Origin of the sequence: Ohtaekwangia sp., assembly GCF_036568665.1 — a bacterium.
In the GTDB taxonomy this organism is placed as follows: Bacteria; Bacteroidota; Bacteroidia; order Cytophagales; family Cyclobacteriaceae; genus Ohtaekwangia.
In genome coordinates this window covers 1-23,552 of sequence record NZ_DATCSD010000493.1, presented here as the reverse complement: position 1 = coordinate 23,552, position 23,552 = coordinate 1, and the positions used below count along the sequence as shown (strand labels likewise).

Here is a 23,552-nt window from a genome sequence, read left to right as displayed (position 1 = left end):
CCATTGGCGCGAACACGATGTTCCATCGCGCGATAAAGACGATCGTCTTTCTCATTAAACTTGTCGACACTCACCTCGTCATTCACCCAAAGGTATATCAGCAGAACACAGGCAAGCCCGGTAGATAAACCAATGAGGTTGATAAAGAATGTACTCTTAAAACGTTTAAAGTTTCGGTATATCAGCAGCAGGTTATGCTTTAACATGATGAACAAGATTAGTGATTTCGAACAATGAAAAGAGAAATGAACTGTTGGTTCTTATGGTAAAGTATATATTACTCTTCCTTCAGGCATTTTACCGGGTTGATACGCGAGGCTTTGTATGCCTGCATGCCTACAGTAAACCACGCAATGAACAAGGCCATCATTCCGGAGCCGGCAAAATACCACCAGTGTAGCGGAATACGATAGGCAAAGTTATCCAGCCACTTCACCATAATCATATAGCTTATTGGCAATGCTATACATGCAGAGAGTAATACGATTTTAGTAAAATCGGCCGAGAGCAGGTATATAATTCCCCATTCGCTGGAGCCTAATACTTTGCGTATACCTATCTCTTTGGATCTTCGTTCTGCGGTGAAGGCGGCAAGACCAAATAATCCAAGACACGAGATCAATATAGCGAGGAATGAAAAATAGCGGGCCAGTATACTGATGCGTTGCTCTGATCTATACTGTGCATCATAATCATCATCGAGGAAGCGGTAGTCGAATGTAAAATCCGGATTATAGCTCTTGGAAAATTTACTCAAGCGTTCGATCGTTTCTGTTTCTTTACCGGCTTCTATGCGCGCCATGATCAGGCTCGTAAACTGAGGTGCCAGTACAAAGAACATCGGCTTTACCGGAACACGTAAGGACTGGAAGTGAAAATCCTTTGCCACACCGATGATCTCCAATATATACCCGCCTCCTAAATCTACGGTTTTGCCAACCGGGTTCTTCAGGTTCATGGCCTTGATACCGGTTTCATTGAAAATTACTTTCAAACTATCATTGCGATCTCTGGAAAATGAACGGCCATCTATAATCTGTATGTTCATCATCTCCAGTATATCGTAGTTTACAGGACGAATAGCGAAAGGTGTACGATCTTCCGGATCTTTGCCTTCCCAACTTACATCAGTGGTGTTACCTCCACCCACCATGCTTTGGCCAATGCTGGATGCGTTAACGATACCCGGTATTTTTCTTAACTCCGTCAAAAATGTTTCGCGGTTCTTTTCAACGCGTCCTTCAATCGGAAAGTAGATAACATTTTCTTTGTCGTACCCCAGATTTTTATGCTGTACATATTCAATCTGTTTATATACCACCAGTACCGATACGATAAATATTACCGACACTACAAATTGAAAAACAACAAGACCTTTGCGTGCCCACAGTTCTCCCAGCGATGAACTGAATTTACCTTTTAATACGATGGCCGGGCTGAAGCCTGACAGATATAGGGCCGGATAACTTCCTGCCAATATACCGGTGATCAAAGCGATTGTTATACACGCTACAACAAGATCGCCATGGAGTGTAAGTGCCAGTTGCTTTCCGGTAATGAGATTGAACTGAGGCAACAGTATGTCTACCAGCAATACGGCCAACAGTAAGGATATAGTACTCATCAGTATAGCTTCGCCCATATATTGCAGAATGAGTGTTCTGCGATTGGCACCTACGGCTTTCTTTATACCTACTTCTTTTATTCTCCGTGAGGCTTTGGCAGTTGACAGATTCATGAAGTTGATACAGGCAATGGCCAGTATAAATAATGCTATAATAGAGAAGAGTATAACGTACTCGATTCGGCCACCGCTCCATTTGCCATTGCTATAGTCGCTATACAGGTATGTATCGGAGTAACGTTGCAGTACGAGTGTACGGTGCTTGTCTTCTGTTTTGGTTTTTATGAGGTTGAGTATCTTCTTGCTGAACTGATCAACATCAGCACCTTCTTTCAGTAATACAAAGGTCATAGGCCCGGAGTTGTGCCAGTCGAGCACACCGGGTGTACTTTCCTTGATCAGTTCGTAGGAGAGTATAAAATCAAATTTATCGGACGAGTTAACGGGGACATTCTGAAATATACCGGTAACAAAAAATTCTTTTTCTCTTTGGAACATGACTGTTTTACCAAGCACATTATCTGTTGTTCCAAACAGGTTCAATGCTGTTTCTTCGGAGATTACGATGGAATTTTTATCCACCAATACTTTGTTCGCATCGCCCTGTATAAGCGGGTAGGTAAAAAGTTTAAAGAAATCTTTGCCGGTATATTTACCAATGGCATCGGTGCGTTTATCATCAACGGATAAATTAAATTCGTCTGACCAGTCTGTTACCACCACAGCATTTTCTACTTCCGGTATATCGGCCGCAAGTGTTTCGGCCAGTAGCCCGGGCGTGGAATTGGTTACGCGGGTATCGCTCGCTGAATTTTGCTGGTTCTCAAACACCTCGTAAAGACGTGCATCATTCTTGTGAAACTTATCAACATGAAATTCATCGTGCACCCACAGGTAGATGAGCAAGGTGCAGGTAAGCCCGGTGGACAAGCCGATCAGGTTAATGAGGAACGAACTTTTGAATCGCCTGAAATTGCGATAGATGATAAGGAGATTATGCTGCAACATAGAACAAGATAATATTTGTGTGCATTTGTTCCTCCTGTAGGCTAAGTCGATGCCATAATTCAAAACACCGTTTCCAGACTGCCTGGCTATATTTTTTGCTCGCGGGTATGCCTGCTGTCCATTCATGGACCTGCACACTGTCCATCCATGGGCACTTTGCATGGTTTTTACCTGGTCAATAAATATCTTCGCTCACAGTTCAATTTATAGAATGAGTAAATCTGCCGGACGTATATTATTAGTAGATGATGATGAATTTGTATTGCTGTCGATCAAACTTTTACTCGATCAACACTATACTTCTGTTCAAACCACCAATAGCCCTGAGCGTATACCTTCTCTGCTGGACCGTGAGACATTTGATGTCGTGGTGCTCGATATGAACTTTCGCCATGGCGATACAACTGGCAACCAGGGCCGTTTCTGGTTAAAGAAAATTCTAAGCCTGTCACCAGAAACACAAGTGATTTTGGTTACTGCCTATGCAGATATACAGGTAGCGATTGAATCAATGAAAGAAGGTGCACTTGATTTTATAGTGAAGCCCTGGCAAAATGAAAAATTACTGGCTACCGTAAAGACGGCATGTTTATTAAGCCAGGAGAAGAGGAAAGTAAAGCAACTGAAGTGGCAGCAAAAATCACTAGCCTCTGCGTTGGATCGGCACGAGCCGCTCATCGGCAACTCCGAATCTATAGCGGCCATACGAAAAACGATTACCAAAGTAGCGCCCACAGAAGCAGAAGTATTGATACTGGGACAAAACGGAACCGGTAAAGAAGTTATCGCACGCGAAATTCACCGGCAATCACACCGTGGCGAAGGAATCTTTATGGCGGTAGATGTAGGAGCGTTGAGTGAAAATCTATTTGAGAGTGAATTGTTCGGTCATAAGAAAGGAACGTTTACCGATGCAAAGGAAGATCGCATCGGGCGTTTCGAAGCCGCTGCAGGTGGCACTATATTATTGGATGAGATCGGCAATCTCTCGCTGGCCATGCAGGCAAAATTACTCACGGTATTACAACACAAACGCGTTATCCGATTAGGCACCAACGATGCCATTAACCTGGATGTGCGCATCATCTGTGCTACCAACTGCGATCTTCACGCAATGGTAAAGGAAGGTAAATTTCGGGAAGATCTCCTTTACCGCATTAACACCGTTGAGATAACGGTGCCTCCTCTATATGAACGCACAGAAGATATACCGCTTATCGCTGCTCACTTTCTTACGAAGTTCAGCAGCAAATATCAGAAGCCTTATCTTCAGCTTGCTGAGAAAACTATATCTTTTCTGCAAAAGTATAGATGGCCCGGTAACATCCGCGAACTACAACATGCGCTGGAGCGCGCAGTAATTATGTGCGAAGGCAAAACCGTAGAGCCTGAAGATTTCGGATCGCTGCAAAAACAAAATGCTACGGAAGTTGATTTTGAAAATTTTAATCTCGAAAAACTGGAAGCATGGGCCATACGCAAAGCTATAGCCAAGCATGGCGGCAACATCAGTCATGCAGCAGAAGAATTAGGGTTATCACGGGGAGCACTATACCGGAGAATGGAAACGTATGGTATTTAAAAATTTTCGTCTCCAGGTTGTTATCCGCGTGCTGATCCTCACTGCGTGGATCAGCCTGCTTAGCTGGTGTGTAACCGAACATTTATACCTGCGAAGTATATACCTGGCAGTGGCAGCTATAGTCTCTATTGTGGACCTGCTCTGGTATATAGATCGCTTTAACCGCGACATAAAAACGCTGATGAACAGTTTGCTGCAGCGCGATTTCACTACGCACTTTCAAACTACCGGTATGGGAAAGAGTTTTGATGAACTCTACACTATATTCAATCGCATCTCGGGCGTATTCCGCGCTATCAGTACAGAGAAGGAAATTCAATACCGCTACCTGGAAATGCTTTTTGAACATGTGCAGGTAGGTATATTAAGCATTGATGCAAACGGCCATGTACAGCACGCCAACCAGGCATTGAAAGATCTGCTGCAGAAAAAGATACTAACCAACCTTAATTCCTTCGCTTCGTTCGGGCCTTCATTTGTGCAGGCCATTCGTGATATACGCACGGGTGAAACTCGCCTTATTAAACTAGAAGTTAATGGTGATATACTGCAACTCTCGCTGCACGCTTCTGAATTTAAACTCGACAATCAATACTATAAATTGATATCGATGCAGAACATTCGCACGGAACTTGACAAGCGCGAGATGGAAGCGTGGCAAAAACTGATTCGTGTACTGAGTCACGAGATTATGAATTCGGTCGCTCCTATTATTTCCCTGAGCGGTACATTGCACGGGCTTGTTGAACAAAATCAATCGCACCTGAGTACTCCGGAGAATAGTCTATATACCAGTCTCGACAAGGGGCTAGACGCTATACATATACGCAGCGAAGGTTTGTATAATTTTACACAGACATATCGTAAGCTTACAGGTGTGCCGCAGGTATCGATCCGGCAAACGAATCTGAAAGATATTGTAAATCGTGTGGAGACGCTCTTGCATGAAAAACTGAACCAGCACAGCGTTCAAATCAACATCTCAGGTATAGATATACCGGTGATGGTAGACCCTGATCTGATGGAACATGTATTGATCAACCTGTTGATAAATTCAATGGAGGCGATCGATAAAACTCCCGCGATTGTTGATCTGTATACTTCTTACAGCTCCAAGGGAAATTTACGCATACACCTCCGCGACAACGGATCGGGTATAGATGAAAGTACGTTGGAGAAAATATTCATTCCTTTTTTTACTACTAAAAAGAATGGTTCAGGTATAGGGCTGGCTCTCACCAAACAAATTCTTCAGTTACACCAGGCAGATATACATGTAAGCAGCGAACCCGGCACAGGAACCGAGTTCGTTATTGTTCTATAGTATATTTAGTGCTATCTGGTCGCCATACTGGATATAGCCGCTGACTCAATCTCCTGAATCTATAGGTATATTTTAATTCAGCTTTATACAGGCATCTGTGTACCTGAAACCGATGCACAGTATGCCATAAACTCGTCCTGTACATCGATGTTATCGGCTACCGGATTATGCTCGCGTATCTTCTTATGATAAAAATATTTACCGGATACACGAGCCTCCGCATCGTTACTTGATGCAAGCCATACTTGTGTCTTCGGAGCGTCTTCCAGGCTATCGGGTGCACCGGGGCCACCCATTTTAGTTGCTACCCAACCGGGCTCTAATGCATTGCAATATACATCGGGCCATAGTCGCGCTATAGCAAATGCCAGTACAACATTGTATAGCTTACTGTCGGCATACGCCTGAAAACCATTCCATCTTCTTTTACGCCAGGCAAGATCCGACAGATCCAATTCTGCAGAACGATGTAAACCGGAACTTATATAGATGAGTCGTTTCGGTTTTGTAATAAGCGCTGTGAGAATATAGGGCGCCAGGCTGTTAACCGCGAATACATGCGATAGCCCGTCCGTTGTAACTACCTCTTGTTCGCGATAGCCTACGGCTGCGTTGTGTATAACGACATCAACTATACCAAGTGCATTTACCTGTTCGGCCACCACTCTTGTTTCTGCTATAGAAGAAAGATCGCCATATACTACATGCACAGCTTTAGGTATAGCTTGTAATGCCTCTTTTGCACGTTGCCGGTTACGGCCGTGAAGTATAACTTCGTGACCTGCCTCCGCTAACAATCTGCCGGCCATGAGTCCCAAACCATCGGCAGAACCTGTAATAAATATTTTCGCCATGAACTTGAAAATTATACTGTAAAGATGTGCAGTACAATACAAATCCGGATTACCAAATGGTAAAAGCGTATCCCATATATACTCTATAATTATATAGCACGTTTCCAGGCAGATTGTTGAGCGTTATAACAAACCATCTTTGAGCTTTTTAACAAAGCCTGCGGCTTCGCGATCGTCTAGCTTTGTATCAACAAATAAAGAAAGACGTATGACAAAAGTTTGGTTTATCACCGGTAGTTCCCGCGGGTTGGGAAGAAACCTGGTAGAAGCAGTATTGGCAAAAGGCGACAAAGTAGCCGCTACAGCGCGCACGCCAGAACAACTGGCTGATCTTGTATCAAAATTTCCGGAACAGATACTTACACTTGCGCTGGATGTAACAAACTATGCACAGATCAAGACGGCAGTTGCAAAAACTGTAGAGCACTTTGGACGAATCGATGTATTGGTTAACAATGCTGGCTTTGGTATTACCGGAGCGGCAGAGGCATTTACCGAAGAGCAGGTACGCAGCCAGCTTGAAACAAATCTATATGCACCGATAGAAGTAACACGCGCTGTGCTTCCCTATATGCGCAAGCAACGCAGTGGCAGAATTTTACAGATCAGTTCAGTAGGTGGTCGCGTAGGTACAGCAGGTCTTACCATGTACCAGGCTGCTAAATTTGGTTTGGGTGGTTTTACTGAAGCGCTTGCTATGGAAGTAGCACCACTGGGTATAAAAGTAACATCGGTAGAACCAGGAGGCTTCCGCACCGATTGGGCGGGTGCTTCTATGAGTTTCGCCCCGGAAGTGGAAGGATATGAATCAACGGTAGGGGTACGCGCAAAGTACTTTGTCAGTGGTTCGTTTGTTCCGGTAGGCGATCCGGAGAAAGCTGCACAAGTAATGTTATCACTGGCCGATCATCCGGAACCTCCGGTACACCTCGTGTTGGGCAGTGAAGCGGCTGCTATATTACGGAAGGCAGATGAACGAAGAAAAGAAGAGTTTGAGAAGTGGATATCGGTAACAACTTCTACCGATCACCGGGAAACTTCCAATTTCCTGGAATCAAAGCTCGGCCAGAACATTCTGGCGGGATCCAGTAAATAAGTTTGAAATATATACCTGCCGGGAGATATATACTTACTCTCTCGGCAACTCCATATAAAATGTAGAGCCATTGTTTTCGATGGTATCGTACCACAGCCTACCCTGCATGCGATCTACCAGGCGCTTGCATATATAGAGCCCTATACCGTTAGATGCTTCCCCGCGCAGACCGGGGCGCGAAGCAATGGAGTTGCGCTCAAACAAAAACGGCTGCATCTGTGGTGAAATACCAATACCATCATCGGCAATGGAAACTATAAATGTATCTTCTGTCGTTCGAATGCCCACCACTATATTTCCGTTGGTTTGTGTAAACTTCATGGCATTCGAAATCAGGTTATTGAGCACCTGCAGAAATTTAACATCATCGCTATGCACAAAGAGGTATTCATGTTCGGTATCCAAATGAATATGTTTTGATTCATATACCTTCTTCGAATTTTCGATAATCAGTCTTACTTTCTCCACCACATCAAAATGATTCTTCCGTGGAAAAATCTTCTCTGATTCAAAGTGTTCTTTTTCCAGGAAATCGTTGATGATATCGATGCACTGCTGGGTTATATCATTGATGAACGGGTATACATCCGGGGTCCCGTTTACTATATTTCCCGTGGCTGTTTTTTCCGCTTTGCGAATCACATTCTGCATCAGCATTAACGGTCCGCTCAGGTTATGGCAGATAATCTCCAGCAAAGTATCTTTCTGGCCGCCATAGTTTACCATATAGTCTGCATGCTCTTTTGCGCGGGTAATGTCTTTCACCGTGCCTATAATAGTTTTTGTATCCTCCAGATAATAGGCATCGCACGAAACATATTTATCGGGTTCACAACGAAATTCCGCCTGCAGTATATATCCTTTTTCAAGGAGCAATTTATACTTATGCGTGAGAAACGCGTGATCGTCTACATTAACCCGGTTGAGAAATACTGATGCGTTATTGGTGGGCAGCGACAAATCTTCCAACGAGAATATCTTTTGCATAACGGGATTCAGAAAACGGAACTGCTTTTCATGTATATCGTAAATAAAAAACCCATCCTTGTATGCTCTTACAAATTCGCCAATGGTTTCTGTCGAAAATTCGTTTTCTCCAAGCATATCGGTATATATATAGTTATTCCTACTTCTTTATTATGCCCCGCGCAGTGGCAAAAGCGATGAGCTCCACAGAGTTCTTCATCTTTGCTTTATCCACCATATTTTTTCGGTGACTCTCCACAGTTTTCTCGGTAATGAACAACGTCTCTGCGATCTCGCGCGTGGAGTATCCTTTTGCCAGCAATTCCAATATTTCTCGTTCACGCTTGGAGAAAAATTCTTTTTTACCCTTCAGTGTTTCTTCAATACCGGAAAGAAATTTGTTCAGGTTTTTCAGACTTTTGGCTGTTTCTTCACAGATATACTTTTCACCGGCATATACTGTTTTAACTGCTTTAACGAGTTCTTCATAGCCTGTCTTCTTCGAAACAAAACCGCGGGCACCAGCTTTCATAATGCGGGCAACTTTATCAGCATCATCGTATACCGAGTGTGCCACAACTTTCACATCCGGGTACTTCTCCCTCAGTATATTGCATATCTCAAATCCATTCATGGTCTTTAAATCGCCCATGCGGTCGAGGTAAATATCCAGCAGCAGCACATCAATCTTTCGTTCCTCCAGCACCTCAAATAATTCTTCGGCCTGTTTGCCTCCTCCTACCATCTCGATCTGCTCGTCATGTGTTAATAAAAATTTTATACCATCACGCATAATCTTATAGTCTTCCAGATGATATACTCGGATTTTAGTCATATTATTTTTTTGTAAGGGGGCGTAAAGAAAAAGGAAAGGTGAACGAAAATGGAAATAAATAGCCCCAAAAGGACAAAAATTCAGGGATTTCCCGGATACTTTTAATTGTCCCCTTCAGCGAGTTTTGTCAATCGCCTGGATAAAAAGTTCAGAAAAAAACGATGCCTACTACGATGCAATGTCTGGATGTGCACCCCAACGATCTTAAATCCCTGCTCAAGGAAATTGCACGCAGGGAAATAAGGATCCGAATAAAAAATCAGGCGGGCGACTGGTCTCCATTCTATTATTCTATCGATGCTTTAAAGGATCTGAATCCAAGATATTTTGATAATACGTATCTGGTACTGAAAGCTGCCCAGGATGAGAGTGCTATTATCGACATCCGTTCCCTGAAAGGAATTTTACTGGAAATACCTATTCTCTATGGCGACAGCACCAGCAACGAATTTCTGGTAAACCCCGAATGGCAAGGCACACTCTGAAATCAGAGTACTATTCTATAGCACTAATAATCTGCCCCGTTAATGACTGAATCGATGTTTTAGAAAAGTTTTCTTTCGGCACTCAATTTTTTTTCAATTCACTGTCCAATTTCCGGGATCTCGTTCCTTATAGGGGTGAAAACAAATTATTCACCTTTAAAACATATAATTATGGAACACAGATTAAATCCACTCGAAAAAGGCATGGGAGCATTCAAATCGCTTTTCGGTATAGGCGCTTACCTGGCCAAGTCAACAGTTGAGCAACCTCTATTACACTTGATATATTTCAGAGTATCGCAGATAAATGGTTGTGCCTATTGTCTCGACATGCATTCGAAAGACCTGCGTGCTGAAGGAGAAACCGAGCAACGCCTATATATGGTAGCCGGCTGGCGTGAGGCGATTGTGTTTACAGACCGTGAGCGCGCAGCACTTGCCTGGGCCGAAGCTGTAACTAATATTACCGATGGCGTTTCAACGGAAGTATATGAAGAAGCTCTCAAATATTTTACAGAGGCAGAACTGGTAGACCTCACGTTGGCAACTACTACTATCAATTCTTACAATCGCTTTAATGTAGCCTTCCAGGTGCCGGGTGGTACCTACCAGGTTGGACAGTTTGCTGTGAAGCACTAAATATACCTTTCGCAAGCTTCCTGGTTCTCCCTTTCTTTTCGAGGAAGGGAGAATCTTTGTGTTTATATAGTGTAGCGTAAAATCTTATGGTTTCGTAAATTCTTTTGTAACTTGTTGGTGCCCTCTGAGTTTACACAATATGTTGTATAACTTTCCCTTACGCGCCATGAATACATTTCTGAAAACCTGTCTGCTGGCAATCCTGTCATTGTCGTCCTTGTATGCACAAGGTCAGGCATCCACAAGTTCAGCATCTGCTTCCACGCAGAATGTTATCGCCAATCTGCAGAAAAAAATTCCTGACCTGATGAAAGAAGCAGATATACCCGGTATATCTGTTGCATTGATACGTGATGGCAAACTGGTATGGGTAAATGCATTTGGTGTAATGAACACAACAACAAAACAGCCTGTTGATGCAAGCACTGTATTCGAAGCTGCTTCACTCACAAAAGTGGTTGTAGCATACGGTGTTTTAAAACTGGTAGATCAGGATAAACTTGGCCTTGATGTTCCGCTCAATAAATACCTGGGTAATAATTATGATGTAGTGAACGACTCACGCATTGATCAAATTACTGCGCGACATGTACTGACACATTCATCGGGTTTTCCAAACTGGCGTGTAGATGATGCTCCTTCTCTTCCGATCAATTTTACCCCGGGAGAAAAATTCTCGTATTCCGGAGAAGGCTTTGTATACCTCTCGAAAGTAGTAGAGAAAATTACCGGGCAGGCATTTACCGACTATATACAAACCACTGTACTAACTCCCTTGCAAATGAAAAGCAGCAGCCTTACGTGGCGAGATGATTATGCCACGCGTGCTGTACATCGGCATGATGCTGTTGGCAATGTATCGTTCCGCTATGAAGGTAAAGATTGCAATGCCGCGGCCAGCCTTCGTACAACCGCAGAAGACTATGCGCGGTTTATGCTTGTTCTGATGAAAGGCACCGGGCTAAAACCGGCTACCTGGCAGGAGATGATGAAGCCGCAGATATATGTAAACAAGGAGCATCCGCAGGTTGCCTGGGGATTGGGTGTAGGACTGGAAATTACCAATGACGGAAAGGGATTCTGGCATTGGGGTGACCAAGGCGACAGCAAAGCGTTTATGAATGCCCGCCTTGACCAGAAGAATGGTATAGTATATTTCACCAACTCGGCCAATGGCCTCTCCATTGCCAAAGAAATACTCGATGAAGCTGTAGGAGGTACACACCCTTCTCTGGTATGGCTGGACTACGAGCGGTATAATTCTCCCGGTCGTTTGTTATTGAAATCTATACTGGCACACGGAGCACCCGAAGCATTAACAACGTGGACGGCTGCGAGAAAGTCCGATCCAAAACAATTCATCAGCGAAAACCAGATAAACTCATTGGGCTATATATTGTTGCGCATGAAGAAGGTGGATGATGCTATTGAAATCTTCAGGCAAAACTCGATCGATTTTCCTCAATCTTCCAATGTATGGGACAGCCTCGCGGAAGGCTATATGACCCGGGGCGATAAAGCACTGGCTATACAATATTATGAAAAATCGCTGCAGCTCGATCCTAATAACAAGAATGGAGAAGAGCAATTGAAGAAGCTGCGGCAGTAAAGTATATTTCCAACCGATTCTGTTCACTCCTACCTTACTTTATCTGATCCAGTAGTAACTTTGATAGCTGTATCGACCCGCTTGTCTGCGTCCATCAGCATTTTCCCGTTAGAGCCATATATAACTGCAAATGGATTTGACAAGGTACTTTGGCTGCGGGAGCGATCAGTTCAAACAAAAGTACCAGCTTGTTTATATCAATTGCCTTGTCGGTATATTCGACACGATTGCGTCCTTTTATCAGGCTCATACAGCTATATAAAATATTGTATAAACATCTTTATTATTTAACCGCATTTCGCAGAAACATCCTTTACAGCAGGACTATCGAGAAATTTGTTCTTTGATCGTTCGGAGCATAGCATCCTGTTACTATATATATAATTTACCATGACCTGCCGTGAACTTGTGCCTCTGTGCCTTTGTTCAATTCCTGTCTCTATCCGTATACTATATATAACAAAAACAATACCCATGAAGCTATGACTTTAACACTTCCTCTCATTCTCAAAATCTCAGCGGTTTTAATTCTGATCGGAACCACGCTCTACATTCACTTTCGTGGAAAGGCACGCTACACGTTTCTCAGACAGATGTTTGACCATTCAACTTTCATGGCACCCATCAACGCCATGATGTATGCGTTTTCATCCGTACCCAAAACACCTTATCTGCCCGTAAATACTATACCTTCTCTGCAACAGATAAAAGATAACTGGGAAACTATCCGGCAGGAAGCACTGACGCTGGAAAGCAGCAAGCTTATTAAAGGATCGGATAAGTATAATGATATAGGCTTCAATTCATTTTTCAGGCGTGGCTGGAAGCGCTTCTATCTCAAATGGTATAATAACTTTCACCCCTCTGCACTGGAACATTGTCCGGAGACGATAAAGCTTCTCCGATCAATGCCCAATATAAAGGCTGCCATGTTTGTGGTACTTCCCGCAGGCAGCCACTTGCCCGTGCACCGCGATCCGTATGCAGGTTCACTGCGCTATCACCTGGGACTCATCACTCCTAATTCGGATGATTGTAATATAGTAGTGGACGGACAAATGTATTCCTGGCGCGATGGTCAGGATGTATTGTTCGATGAGACCTATATTCACTATGCCGAAAATAAAACAGACAAAGATCGCCTGATATTTTTCTGCGATGTAGCACGACCGATGCGATCAAGTATAGGTATATATCTGAATAATTTTTTCAGCTGGCTGATACTTGCCTCTGCCGAATCGCCAAACTTACCAACCGACCGTACTGGTGGCCTGAATAAAATTTTCGGCTATGTATACCATGTACGCGTAGTAGGCAAAAAACTGAAAGAACGAAACAAGCCGCTATACTATATTTCCAAGTATGCGATATTTATCGGGATCGTGTACCTGATCTTCTTCCTTTGAGCCGCTATTCGTTAAAGGTTAATCGTTATCCGTTAGTTGTTATATTCCCGGCCGCTAACGGATAACGCATTTCAACTCACTCTCTCAAAACTTACACCCCCGATTAACCATTAACGAATAACGGTTAACTACTAACGGACAACCACTAACAAATAACAGTCGGCCGTCCATCACTCTTCATTTAAAAATAACATTACCGGTATTCGCCTAAGAGTGATTTTAGATACTTTTCGGCATGAAATATACCGGCACACTCTTACTCATCTTCTCCGTACTGGCGATGAGCTGCTCTTCTAAAAAAGAAGCAAAGCACGAAACACGTCTTAATGAAATTCAATTCATTGGCAGTCATAACAGCTACAAGCAAGCTATCGACACAGCCTTCTTTAAATTGCTGCTGGCCAAAGACTCTAACGTATTAGGACTCGACTATCATCACTTACCACTCAGCGAACAGCTGGAACTGGGGTTGCGCGGACTCGAAATTGATGTATCGCACGATCCTACGGGAGGCCGCTATCAAAATCCGCAAGGTATAGCATGGGCGAAGCAAGCCGGTATAATATTACCTCCTCACGATACAGCACATATACTCTCACAACCGGGCATGAAGGTGCTGCATGTTTCGGATATAGATTTCAGAAGCAGTTGCCTCACTTTTAAAAACTGTCTGACAGAGATAAAGAACTGGTCTGATGCACATCCTGATCACACACCTATATTGATCACGATCAATACAAAAGATTCCGGTCTTGATCGTCCTGATGCAACCAAAGTATTGCCTTTCACCGCACCTGTACTCGACAGCCTCGATGCTGAAGTACTCTCTGTGCTTCCGGAAAGTAAACTGATCACACCTGCACTTGTGCAAGGCGAAGCACCAACACTACGCGAAGCTATTTTGAAAAACGGCTGGCCTACACTGGATGCCGTAAAAGGAAGAATTATGTTTATTCTTGATTCGCCCGAGCGCATTGTCAATACATATATAGCCAATGGTAAAGATCGCCCCATGTTTGTAAGCGTACCGGAGACAGATCCGCACGCGGCATTCTTTATACTTAATGAACCTGTAAAACAAAAAGAACAAATACAGGCATTGCTAAAACAAAACTACATGGTGCGCACCCGCTCCGATGCCGATACACGTGAAGCCCGCACCAACGACTATACCCGCTGGCAAGCTGCCCAAGCCTCAGGCGCACAGCTGATCAGCACTGATTATTACCTTGGCAAGCTAAGTCCTACCGGTACATTTGAGATCTCGTTTGATGGGAAATATAGCCGGTGCAATCCGGTTGTTGTGGGGGATAATTGTAAGTAGAGTTTTGGCAATCAATAGCTATATAGAACAGAAACACTCAGTTCCTGCCAGTTGTTAACAATCTCAAAATTTATAGCGATACAAAAACCAGAGTCGAGTAGGCTCTGGTTTATTCCTATAGCATATTGAAAACTATCAAACCAATAAACGGTAGAGAGAGTAACATCTAGTAATGCGCTTATCTCATTGTATAGCTGACAGGCAACACCATCTTTTCGCGTATATCTTCCCTCCTGTGAATACATGCTCTGAGATGCATAACTTACCGTTGCACCATAATGCTTTCTGAAAAGCATTGGCCCAATATATAGCTGCTTCACAAGAAAATGACCTGACTTTATTTTTTTGAATGCTGCAAAAGGACCTATATACAGATCACCCAGTTTAATGATCCCATCCCTGGTGGTGGCAAGATTTAGATAGGATTCATCCCCGTGAGAAAATCGCCAATCCATATCCGTTACTAGCCAAAGAGGAACAACCTAACAAATTGAGACGATAGTCGTGGAGCTTTATACCATACGTGCGGTACCGCATCCCATAGCTAATTCCTCCGTAAGAATCCTCATATCTTGGATAGCACCGTATATATCGTCTGTGCTCGTCAGAGCTGCCCGGAATTTGAGCGCTTAGACTTTGAGCCAGAAATAAGAATGACAGGGTAATGAGTATCCTCATTGTCCATTAACGGATCAGGCTGCATAAATATATATTTCGTGGGAGATTAAATTTTAGGGAAGACATATCAATCGTCATCTTCTCCTATATCTGTATAATCAAATCCTTCACGGCTATCTTCGTCCGGGAACATATTATCATCGGAGGCATCTCGCTCTTCCTTCGCCATCCTATCGGACCAGACTATTTCACCATCCGCATCTCTTATTGTGTAGTGAGGATGTTCTATCTCATTGCCAGAGGCAAAATCCTGCGCTTCAAACTCATTGCTAAATTCTTTTTGAACAAGCTCGTTAGTTTTGGCACTTCTCGCTTTGTATATATACATAACGTAATTAATTAAGACTGTTCTGTATTTCCATGTAGTCAAGTCAAACTAGACTACCTGATTCAGTGGATATTGAAGTATCGACAGTATCTCATTCATCTTTGATTTAATTAGAGGAATCAAACTTCCATCTTTATCCAGCTCCATGGCTTCACTCTTCTCAATACGGTATTCAAAATATATAGCAGGACATACATTAACCGTTGTATATTTTTTGTTCATGATCTTGCTGTTCACTTCCTGTTGCTTGGCGTTTCCATAGTCAACAAATCCTTTCTGATCTAAATCACTAAGCCATGTATGCAGTTGCTGCTGTTTGGATATCTGTTTTATCCGGTTCCTTATTTCATATTGGTCGTTGTAGTATTCGAAATACTCTTTAACAACACCCGATCCGAGGAACACAAGATTCTGATTCTTGAATGCCAAATGGAAATTATTATAAATCTTCCAGTCAGAAAGTTTCTCGGCAAAGTCAAAAGAGGTCATGCGAGTATAGAACGCTCTTGCCTGCGATACGGTAGAAGCAAACTCAGCCCCTATCGATATACCATTCCAGTTTTCACCGGATGAATCATACGATAGCAGCAAGCCTATTTTCTTTATCTCAGCAAAGTCAAGCTCTATATATCTTCCCCATCCCGAATGATTTTTTACTTTATCGGGTTGTACTGAAATTTTATTGAGAATTTGTTCTATACGCTTATTAGCCAAATACGGTGTGTGGCACTTAGACAGATCGTTGTAAGGATTCAGATAACTGAAGTGTGTATTCATCAGATCAAAAAAATCGTTGATCAGCAACTTCTCATGTGGCAGGGATATACTGCTTTCATTAATACGATGTAAAAAGTTAATAATCTCCTTCCATTCAAGAACAGCAGGCCTGTTTACCAGTTTCACTCCTGAATCGACAGGAATATCTTTTTCATTAGGACACAACTGCTTTTCCCAAACATTATTTTTATTTGGTTTAGTCTCTATAAAAAATACCTGCTCGTCATTAAAAGAAATAACACCATCGTACACCGCTTCGCGCTGTATAGGTTTTATTTCCTGGTCTATATTCAAATGCTCGTTGGTAATCAAAACAGAAACATAGGTATCCGCTTCCGGCAATGATTTTATCTGGGTCTGGTAAGAGATTTTGGATAGTTCTGATTCATATAGCGGATCTATATGCGCCTGATACTTAGTTCGCAGTTGCTGCTGAACATAATTATAGAAGTAGAACAACGATGAGTTAGAGTACTTCAGCAAAACCAGGAATGCCCTTGTAAGGTGGTCTTCATGATTATTGGTTCCTTTGCTGTAAGGAAAGAAGTAGTTTAGGTAGCTCATGTATTTATAACGTTTATCGTGATGCTATCGGAAATAGGACTTCAAGAAAATTAAAACTTTCGAATAATCACAACACCTGCCACGATCAACAACACACCAACAATGCGCCATATATTGATGGCCTGTTGCTGCATAACGAGTACATTAAAATGATCGAGCAATAAAGAGATCACCATCTGGCCCAATACGATAAGACCAAATGTAAGTGCGGGACCAAGCTTGGGGAAGGCCAGAACAACAACGGTAACATAAAATGCACCTAATATACCACCCAGCCAGGTGTGCAGCGGTGCCGCTTTGAGTCCGGCCCACGAAACGGGCTGTGCGGTAACAAGTATATATATTACCAGCGCTATGCTGCCAACGGCAAAAGAAATCAGCGATGCATATACCGGGCTTTCCACGGCTTTGCCCATGCGCGCATTAAGACCTGCCTGAATAGGAAGAAAACTTCCCGCCATTAATGATAAGATGATCCAACCAAATTTATTCATAGAGTTGTGTTTATACAGTTGTTTGCCAGCAACGATGGCTGACTATAAATCGTTCAGCTATAAAAGTATAGTATGTGAATTACAAAAGATAACATCCTCCGATCTTTAATACTCTTTTATAGTTCAGCATGTTTCTTCGCATTTACTATATTTGAGGGTTGTATTGATTGCGCATTACGTGCAACAGCTTTATACTATGCATGAACCTCTTCATCTCAGAACGGTAAACATCACCCGGTATGTTACGCCTTTGCGTGAAGGTGGCTCTATGCCTGCTATTGCCGAAGCGGACGATCAGTTTTTATATGTATTGAAATTCCGGGGAGCGGGCCAGGGAAGAAAAGCGCTTATCGCGGAGATCGTGGGTGGTGAGATAGCCCGTGCGTTGGGCCTGCGTGTGCCAGAGATTGTATTTGCTACACTCGACAGTGCGCTGGGTCGCATTGAAGGTGATGAGGAGATACAGGATCTGCTAAAGGCCAGTGTAGGTTTGAATCTTGCACTGCATTACCTCTCGGGTTCTATTACTTTTGATCCATTGGTAACGGTGATCGACAGCAAGCTTGCCTCACAGATCGTTTGGCTTGATAGTCTGCTAATGAATGTTGATCGCACTGCGCGCAACACAAACATGCTTTGGTGGCATAAGGAATTGTGGCTGATCGATCATGGTGCTTCGCTATATTTCCATCATACCTGGAATAACTGGCAGCAGGCCGAGCGTCCATTCCCGATGATCAAAGATCACGTATTGTTATTGAAAGCTACCGCTTTGCAAGAGGTGAACGAAGTATATAAAACTATATTAACACCGGAGAAGATACAGGCGATTGTAGCATTGATCCCTGACGAATGGCTGACGGATGAACCTGCTTTTGACTCGGTGGAATCACATCGGCAGGCCTATGCGCAATTTCTGACAACCCGTATTTCTCATTCAGATTTTTTTGTAAAAGAAGCACAACATGCCAGACAGTCACTTATTTGAGTACGCAGTGATCCGGATAGTACCCAAAGTTGAGCGCGAAGAGTTCATCAACGTGGGTGTTATACTGTATTGCTCTGCACAAAAATTTCTGCAGGCACGCTTCGATGTAAATACCGATAAGGTGCGTGCCCTCTGCAAAAAAACGGACCTTGATGAATTGCAGGGCTATATCCATTCATTCGAACGCATCTGCCAAGGAGGAGCTGCTGGCGGCCCTATTGGTAAACTTCCTATAGCCGAACGCTTTCGTTGGCTTACTGCTACGCGAAGCACTGTATTACAAACCTCCAAGGTACATCCGGGTTTATGTGAGAGTGCAGAAGAAATGCTCAATCACCTGTTCACACAGCTCGTGCTATAACCAGTGCCTATATATAGGGCCATCTGCTGGCCTTGCTTGGATATACTCTCCGTTGTAAGCGAAATTCTGTCGCCACAAACTACCGAGCCATTACCTGGTAACCTTTCTCTCCGTTTGCTTCTACTTCACGCACTACGCGTGCCTGCTGCAACTCCAGTAACATCTGTTTCAATGTGGGTTCATTCGCTTCACCCAGGTGCGACACCAACTGCGCATAGGTCTTCACATCGTTCGGTGCCTGGCGGAAGTTGGTAATGAAATTCAGAATATCAATCTTTTTCATAGGGGATTTTGGCTATTGCAGAAATTAACGGACGCAAGATAAAAATGGTTGGCATCTTTTTGCACACCGTTTATAAAACATTGCCAGGCTTTATCCTATGCTATATTTTTTCATCGAAGTATATATTGTGACTGTTCTGATGATCAACTTTTTTGTGCAGACTGTTCATTATCGTTCATTGCGGACAGCACGAAGAATATACCAGCAAAGATAAAAGACTCGCATAGCCCAAGCCGGTCGCTTGCATCCTGTGGGTTAGCAACGAACCGTGGTATGTGTAAGAGCAGGAACCACCCGAACACCATAATGCCGGAGAGCAGTGCAGCAAGTTTTCGGGTTCTCGGTATAACTATACCAATGCCGCCAGCGATCAAACATATACCACAGAAGTATGTCCAGAATGCGCGGAAGGGTATATAGGCAGGTATAAAATTCACTACGAAATCAGCGAACTTAAAATGCGCATAACCGCCTGCTATAAAAAAAGCAGCCAGCAGCAGACACCCGGTTGTAACCAGCTTTTTACGCAGCGCGTCACTCACCTGCCAGCCACGCATCACATCATGATCCTGTTGAAAAAAAGAGCAGGCCACTACCAATGTTCCTCCCAATAAAGCAAGCGTTTTATATGCGTTGAGCCAGTCAGTCATAAATTGTACAAAGTGCCGCGGCACCGATAGTACGAGTATCAGCAGCACAATGCATAGCGAAGCCGATCCGCCTTTTTGTTGAATGATCACACTGATCGCTGCTATAAATAGCAAGGCAGCAGATATATAGCCCAGCACATAACTGAACACAAAACCGGAAGGCCATGCCGGTGGGCGACCAACAATAAAATCGCGCGATAAAATGCAGAGTATACTAAGCCCTATAAATCCTGTTCCGAACATTATACGCCCGGCTGATAATAGTTTATTCATCGATAAAGGGGTTGAGGTTATATCAACAGAGATCGACTACGCACAAGGCAGCTGATGATGCTATCAGTAACAAGTCAGGGATGGATGAAGATACAGAATTATCCGACAACGGCAATATCATCCTTTTTAGCAGGTTATCTGCTATAGATATATACCCAAAAGAAAAGCGTTACCTCCCGATAACGCTTTTTGAAAATATAGCGACAATTACTATTTGGATTTTCGCTCATGACCTTTGCCATGCTTTTTATACATATCCTTTTTCATGGACGACCATTTCTGGTATTGTTCCGGTGTGAGGATCGCTTTTACATGCGCATCGTGCTCATCCATAATTGCCTTAAATTTACTCTCATCAGGTTTGGCAGAAGCATCTTTGCTCTGCTTGAGTGTCTGCACTTTTTCTTTAAAGGATTTATTCTCCGCCTGTATTTTTGCAAACTGATCATCGGAGAGCGACAACGCTGTTTTCATTTTCTGTGCACGTTTTTCGGCTGCCTGCTTCCGCTCTTCTTTTTTCTTGGCAGCGCGATCCGCCTTGTAGGTATCCCATTTGGCTTTCTGCTCAGATGTAAGCACAGCGGTAACCTCCTTGTCTTTTTCTTCGCGCAACGATCTTAACGCTACAAACTTTTTCTCACGCGCCTGTGTAGAATCTTTTCTCAGCGCTTTGAACTTCTCGGAGTACTTGTCTCCTATTCCTTTAATAGTAGCATACTGCTTGTCGTTCAGCGACAATTCTGTTTTCATTTTCTCCAGCTCATCACCATTATGCTTGTGGTGGGGCTTGCCATTGCGTTGTGCAAAAATGATTGTGCTCACCATCATCACAACTACTAACACGATACTCTTTTTCATAATCATTTTCCGGTTTGTTTTACCTTTTAGATTTCAAAAAGGGTACCGCAGTTTAATCGCTATAGCCAGTTTTAGACAGACCGCTAATTCTTTTACACCACAGCCGGCATTTCTTCGACCACAGCGATCGTTCAAATATGCCATCAGGCTTCGTGTGTGTGATGCAGCTGATCAAGCCTGCGCAGATACGATGCGGATGTGATCATCAGCCCCAATACAATGATCGGCTCCAATACACCAATCATCGGGTATCCGTTCATGAACTTCGCTATACATGCCGAGATCAACACTACACCGAAGGCCACATAAATCCACTCTTTAATGCGAACAGGTACCTGCGGAAAAAGTAATATGAAAGCTCCAATGACCTTGGCTACCGTAAGTTCTATCCGGAAGTAGTTCGGGAAACCCATAGCATTAAATTCTGCAGCATGCGTACCGGAATAGTATGCACTAAACAACATAAAGAAACTGATGGCCCCGGTGAGCAACCAGTATAGGGATTGATTCTTTTTCATAGTATAATATTTGAGTTTATAAATAGCAGCATCTTTCAGCGAAAGCTTTATCAGTAACAACACTACGCAAACATGCAGCGCGGGCGGAGCATAGAGTATAGCTTTAAGGTTGTTCGCTATATTTCCCGCACGCATCTTATTTCTCTTCACATTCGATGCATACATGTTTTATGTTTTGCTCAATTGAATTTGAAAACGCTCAGTGTGAAAATGGCAATGAACATAACCAACTGTGTGAGATGATATACCTTCATATTGCGTTTGATTTTTGCCAATGCAGATTCCACAGATGTACCCGAAACGTCCAGCAGTAATTTTCGAAGGGTCGCCACTTGCTTTCTTCCGTTCATGGCTCCATTAACGATGATAAGAATTACCAGTGCGAATTTTATCCGGAACCACAACTGTTCTCCAAACGCTCCGCGGGTTATAGCCATCATCACTATACCGGAGATAACCACCAGACTTCCACCGATCGCGAAGAGTACTCCAAACTTCGACACGGCTTCATGAATCGTTAATCCTTTGGAGCGATCAATCGCCAACTGCTTCCAGAATTGTCCGGAGATCACATAATCAACCAACGTTGTTCCCGCCAGCATGGTAAGCCCGACAATGTGTGCCACTAATGAGATTTGATAAAGGGTTTGCATGATTTTTATAAAAGAATTTAATACGATTACGAAATATAATTATCAAATATAAAACGATTACGAAGTAATATGCAATACTTTCGTAGTACTTTTTTTACATTTACCACGAAACCGAACTTAAACCATGAACAAAACAGTAGCCCTGGTAAATGAATGGGCAGCTTTTGAATCGAAATATCCTGACGGAGATATCGACGATTTTTGCAGACATTACCTGGCCCGCAAAAATCAGAAACCAGTCAAAGGCCCGATGGTAGGAGGCGTTGTTCCTCCCTTGATCGATGGTTTATTGCTAAAACTCATTGGGCGGATACACAAACTAAATGTATCGTATGCCAATATAGCGCTGAAGGGTACAGGTCTCAATCAGATTGAAGAGTTCGGCATGTTGCTTACGATTCAACAAGAGAAAAATCCTAAAAAGACAGAAGTGATTTATGCGAATCTCTTTGAGCTTTCGAGCGGAACGGATATGCTCACACGCCTGAAGAGTCGTGGAATGATTAAAGAGTATGATGATACAGAAGATAAACGCTCCAAACGAATAGAGCTCACTGCTAAAGGAAAAAAGACTATCGATGTATGCTTCACCAAAGTGCGCAAGATGGCGGTAATGATGCTGAACGATCTTACTCAGGATGACAAGGAGCTTTGTGTACAACTATTGAAAAATGTAGAGATCAAATTTTCTTCGCTATGGCAAAAACACAAAGGCAAATCCTTTGATGAAATATATAGTGAAGTAGTGGACGAGAAAGGACAATCAAGATAAATCTATAAAAAGAAAAGCTGCTCATCACAGCCTTTCTCTTCAGTTTCCTGTTACATCGTTAGATAAAAAATTCTTCCCGTACAATCTTACCATCTTTCACCTGGTATACACACAGCTCAGGCATAGCCATACGGCCCTGACCTTTCATGGTAATATCCAGTGTTAGAACAAAGGCAATAGTATTTCCGGCAACAAGTGGTTCTGATACTTCCACACTGTGTGTCTGTTCAACCATACTTGCGAATTTTTTTCCTTTTTCGTGAATGGCATCCATTCCCCGGGTTTCTTTTTCAAACTCAGGCGTTGCATACGGCTCAACACTTACCGCATTGTCGGCATACAATTCGTTCTGTGCTCCTTCCCAATCAGCCTTGCGGCAATAGGCGATCAATCTCTTGGCGATCTCCTTGGTCGGCATGTTCAATTCTTTTGTTTCCATGTTGAATGTGTTTTGGTGAAACTTCAAAATGTTATTAATGGAATATAAAGAACGTGCCCGGCAGTGTCAGCCCTATGTCATCAGCATTCTCAACAATCTTAAATTTGTACAAACACACAAATATTTTTGCAGTACGCTGTGTGTATAGGCATCAACAATTTGCT

At 43.1% G+C, this 23,552-nt stretch carries 26 protein-coding genes; 11 read left to right on the top strand and 15 right to left on the bottom strand.

Going from position 1 to position 23,552, the window contains the following annotated elements; translation table 11 throughout:
* Positions 1-206: hypothetical protein (locus tag VIN08_RS28590; protein ID WP_331973188.1), on the bottom strand; the 206-nt coding region annotated here is incomplete at its 3' end.
* A gap of 71 nt (positions 207-277) precedes the next feature.
* Positions 278-2,632, bottom strand: coding sequence for an ABC transporter permease (locus VIN08_RS28585; protein ID WP_331973186.1), 2,355 nt, complete (start codon positions 2,630-2,632; stop codon positions 278-280).
* Positions 2,633-2,843: 211 nt separating this feature from the next.
* Here VIN08_RS28585 and VIN08_RS28580 point away from each other — a divergent pair, with 211 nt between their 5' ends.
* Both VIN08_RS28580 and VIN08_RS28575 read left to right on the top strand, forming a co-directional pair.
* A complete protein-coding gene (locus VIN08_RS28580) occupies positions 2,844-4,214 on the top strand; it encodes a sigma-54 dependent transcriptional regulator (RefSeq protein ID WP_331973184.1) in 1,371 nt (456 codons plus the stop codon).
* The gene (locus VIN08_RS28575; RefSeq protein WP_331973182.1) at positions 4,204-5,538 is read left to right on the top strand and encodes a sensor histidine kinase; all 1,335 of its coding nucleotides are present in this window, start codon (positions 4,204-4,206) and stop codon (positions 5,536-5,538) included. Before VIN08_RS28580 ends, VIN08_RS28575 begins: the two co-directional genes overlap by 11 nt.
* A gap of 83 nt (positions 5,539-5,621) precedes the next feature.
* Here VIN08_RS28575 and VIN08_RS28570 read toward each other — a convergent pair whose 3' ends face one another.
* Complete coding sequence (locus tag VIN08_RS28570; protein WP_331973180.1) at positions 5,622-6,392, bottom strand: SDR family NAD(P)-dependent oxidoreductase; 771 nt, start codon at positions 6,390-6,392, stop codon at positions 5,622-5,624.
* Positions 6,393-6,600: 208 nt separating this feature from the next.
* On the opposite strand from VIN08_RS28570, the gene VIN08_RS28565 reads away from it, so the two are divergent.
* Positions 6,601-7,488 carry an oxidoreductase gene (locus tag VIN08_RS28565; RefSeq protein ID WP_331973178.1) on the top strand — a complete coding sequence of 296 codons (888 nt, stop codon included), beginning with the start codon at positions 6,601-6,603 and terminating at the stop codon, positions 7,486-7,488.
* A gap of 33 nt (positions 7,489-7,521) precedes the next feature.
* Here the strand turns inward: VIN08_RS28565 and VIN08_RS28560 are convergent, their stop codons facing one another.
* Both VIN08_RS28560 and VIN08_RS28555 read right to left on the bottom strand, forming a co-directional pair.
* On the bottom strand, positions 7,522-8,592 hold the full coding sequence (locus VIN08_RS28560; protein ID WP_331973176.1) for a HAMP domain-containing sensor histidine kinase: 1,071 nt from the start codon (positions 8,590-8,592) through the stop codon (positions 7,522-7,524).
* A gap of 22 nt (positions 8,593-8,614) precedes the next feature.
* Positions 8,615-9,289, bottom strand: coding sequence for a response regulator transcription factor (locus VIN08_RS28555; RefSeq protein ID WP_331973174.1), 675 nt, complete (start codon positions 9,287-9,289; stop codon positions 8,615-8,617).
* A 173-nt stretch (positions 9,290-9,462) separates the two neighbouring features.
* On the opposite strand from VIN08_RS28555, the gene VIN08_RS28550 reads away from it, so the two are divergent.
* The 5 genes from VIN08_RS28550 to VIN08_RS28530 all read left to right on the top strand — a co-directional run bounded on the left by VIN08_RS28550 (position 9,463) and on the right by VIN08_RS28530 (position 14,752).
* Entirely contained in the window at positions 9,463-9,774 is a 312-nt protein-coding gene (locus VIN08_RS28550; protein ID WP_331973172.1) for a hypothetical protein, read from the top strand.
* Between the two features lie 171 nt (positions 9,775-9,945).
* Complete coding sequence (locus VIN08_RS28545; protein ID WP_331973170.1) at positions 9,946-10,413, top strand: carboxymuconolactone decarboxylase family protein; 468 nt, start codon at positions 9,946-9,948, stop codon at positions 10,411-10,413.
* Positions 10,414-10,579: 166 nt separating this feature from the next.
* Entirely contained in the window at positions 10,580-12,022 is a 1,443-nt protein-coding gene (locus tag VIN08_RS28540; protein WP_331973168.1) for a serine hydrolase, read from the top strand.
* A 614-nt stretch (positions 12,023-12,636) separates the two neighbouring features.
* Positions 12,637-13,428: an aspartyl/asparaginyl beta-hydroxylase domain-containing protein gene (locus tag VIN08_RS28535; protein WP_331973166.1), complete on the top strand. Its 792-nt coding sequence runs from the start codon at positions 12,637-12,639 to the stop codon at positions 13,426-13,428.
* Positions 13,429-13,663: 235 nt separating this feature from the next.
* Positions 13,664-14,752 (top strand): phosphatidylinositol-specific phospholipase C1-like protein, encoded by a 1,089-nt coding sequence (locus tag VIN08_RS28530; RefSeq protein ID WP_331973164.1) that lies wholly within the window; start codon positions 13,664-13,666, stop codon positions 14,750-14,752.
* Between the two features lie 11 nt (positions 14,753-14,763).
* Here VIN08_RS28530 and VIN08_RS28525 read toward each other — a convergent pair whose 3' ends face one another.
* From VIN08_RS28525 to VIN08_RS28510, 4 genes are all read right to left on the bottom strand, one after another.
* Entirely contained in the window at positions 14,764-15,207 is a 444-nt protein-coding gene (locus VIN08_RS28525) for a hypothetical protein (protein WP_331973162.1), read from the bottom strand.
* Between the two features lie 290 nt (positions 15,208-15,497).
* On the bottom strand, positions 15,498-15,758 hold the full coding sequence (locus tag VIN08_RS28520) for a hypothetical protein (protein ID WP_331973160.1): 261 nt from the start codon (positions 15,756-15,758) through the stop codon (positions 15,498-15,500).
* Positions 15,759-15,806: 48 nt separating this feature from the next.
* Positions 15,807-17,099, bottom strand: a complete 1,293-nt coding sequence (locus tag VIN08_RS28515; RefSeq protein WP_331973158.1) for a hypothetical protein — start codon at positions 17,097-17,099, stop codon at positions 15,807-15,809.
* A gap of 50 nt (positions 17,100-17,149) precedes the next feature.
* Entirely contained in the window at positions 17,150-17,593 is a 444-nt protein-coding gene (locus VIN08_RS28510; RefSeq protein ID WP_331973156.1) for a DMT family transporter, read from the bottom strand.
* Positions 17,594-17,789: 196 nt separating this feature from the next.
* On the opposite strand from VIN08_RS28510, the gene VIN08_RS28505 reads away from it, so the two are divergent.
* Entirely contained in the window at positions 17,790-18,581 is a 792-nt protein-coding gene (locus VIN08_RS28505; RefSeq protein WP_331973154.1) for a HipA family kinase, read from the top strand.
* Positions 18,559-18,942 (top strand): DUF3037 domain-containing protein, encoded by a 384-nt coding sequence (locus VIN08_RS28500; RefSeq protein ID WP_331973152.1) that lies wholly within the window; start codon positions 18,559-18,561, stop codon positions 18,940-18,942. The genes VIN08_RS28505 and VIN08_RS28500 overlap by 23 nt, the downstream gene beginning before the upstream one ends.
* A 79-nt stretch (positions 18,943-19,021) precedes the next feature.
* Here the strand turns inward: VIN08_RS28500 and VIN08_RS28495 are convergent, their stop codons facing one another.
* The 5 genes from VIN08_RS28495 to VIN08_RS28475 all read right to left on the bottom strand — a co-directional run bounded on the left by VIN08_RS28495 (position 19,022) and on the right by VIN08_RS28475 (position 22,177).
* Positions 19,022-19,225, bottom strand: a complete 204-nt coding sequence (locus VIN08_RS28495; RefSeq protein WP_331973150.1) for a hypothetical protein — start codon at positions 19,223-19,225, stop codon at positions 19,022-19,024.
* Positions 19,226-19,368: 143 nt separating this feature from the next.
* Positions 19,369-20,148 (bottom strand): DoxX family protein, encoded by a 780-nt coding sequence (locus VIN08_RS28490; protein WP_331973148.1) that lies wholly within the window; start codon positions 20,146-20,148, stop codon positions 19,369-19,371.
* A 210-nt stretch (positions 20,149-20,358) separates the two neighbouring features.
* Positions 20,359-21,006, bottom strand: a complete 648-nt coding sequence (locus VIN08_RS28485; protein ID WP_331973146.1) for a hypothetical protein — start codon at positions 21,004-21,006, stop codon at positions 20,359-20,361.
* Positions 21,007-21,149: 143 nt separating this feature from the next.
* A complete protein-coding gene (locus tag VIN08_RS28480) occupies positions 21,150-21,689 on the bottom strand; it encodes a DoxX family protein (protein WP_331973144.1) in 540 nt (179 codons plus the stop codon).
* Between the two features lie 14 nt (positions 21,690-21,703).
* On the bottom strand, positions 21,704-22,177 hold the full coding sequence (locus VIN08_RS28475) for a hypothetical protein (RefSeq protein ID WP_331973142.1): 474 nt from the start codon (positions 22,175-22,177) through the stop codon (positions 21,704-21,706).
* A 124-nt stretch (positions 22,178-22,301) separates the two neighbouring features.
* Here VIN08_RS28475 and VIN08_RS28470 point away from each other — a divergent pair, with 124 nt between their 5' ends.
* Positions 22,302-22,949: a hypothetical protein gene (locus VIN08_RS28470; RefSeq protein WP_331973140.1), complete on the top strand. Its 648-nt coding sequence runs from the start codon at positions 22,302-22,304 to the stop codon at positions 22,947-22,949.
* 58 nt (positions 22,950-23,007) lie between these two features.
* On the opposite strand, the gene VIN08_RS28465 is transcribed toward VIN08_RS28470, so the two are convergent.
* The gene (locus tag VIN08_RS28465; protein ID WP_331973138.1) at positions 23,008-23,388 is read right to left on the bottom strand and encodes a nuclear transport factor 2 family protein; all 381 of its coding nucleotides are present in this window, start codon (positions 23,386-23,388) and stop codon (positions 23,008-23,010) included.
* Positions 23,389-23,552: the final 164 nt, after the last annotated feature.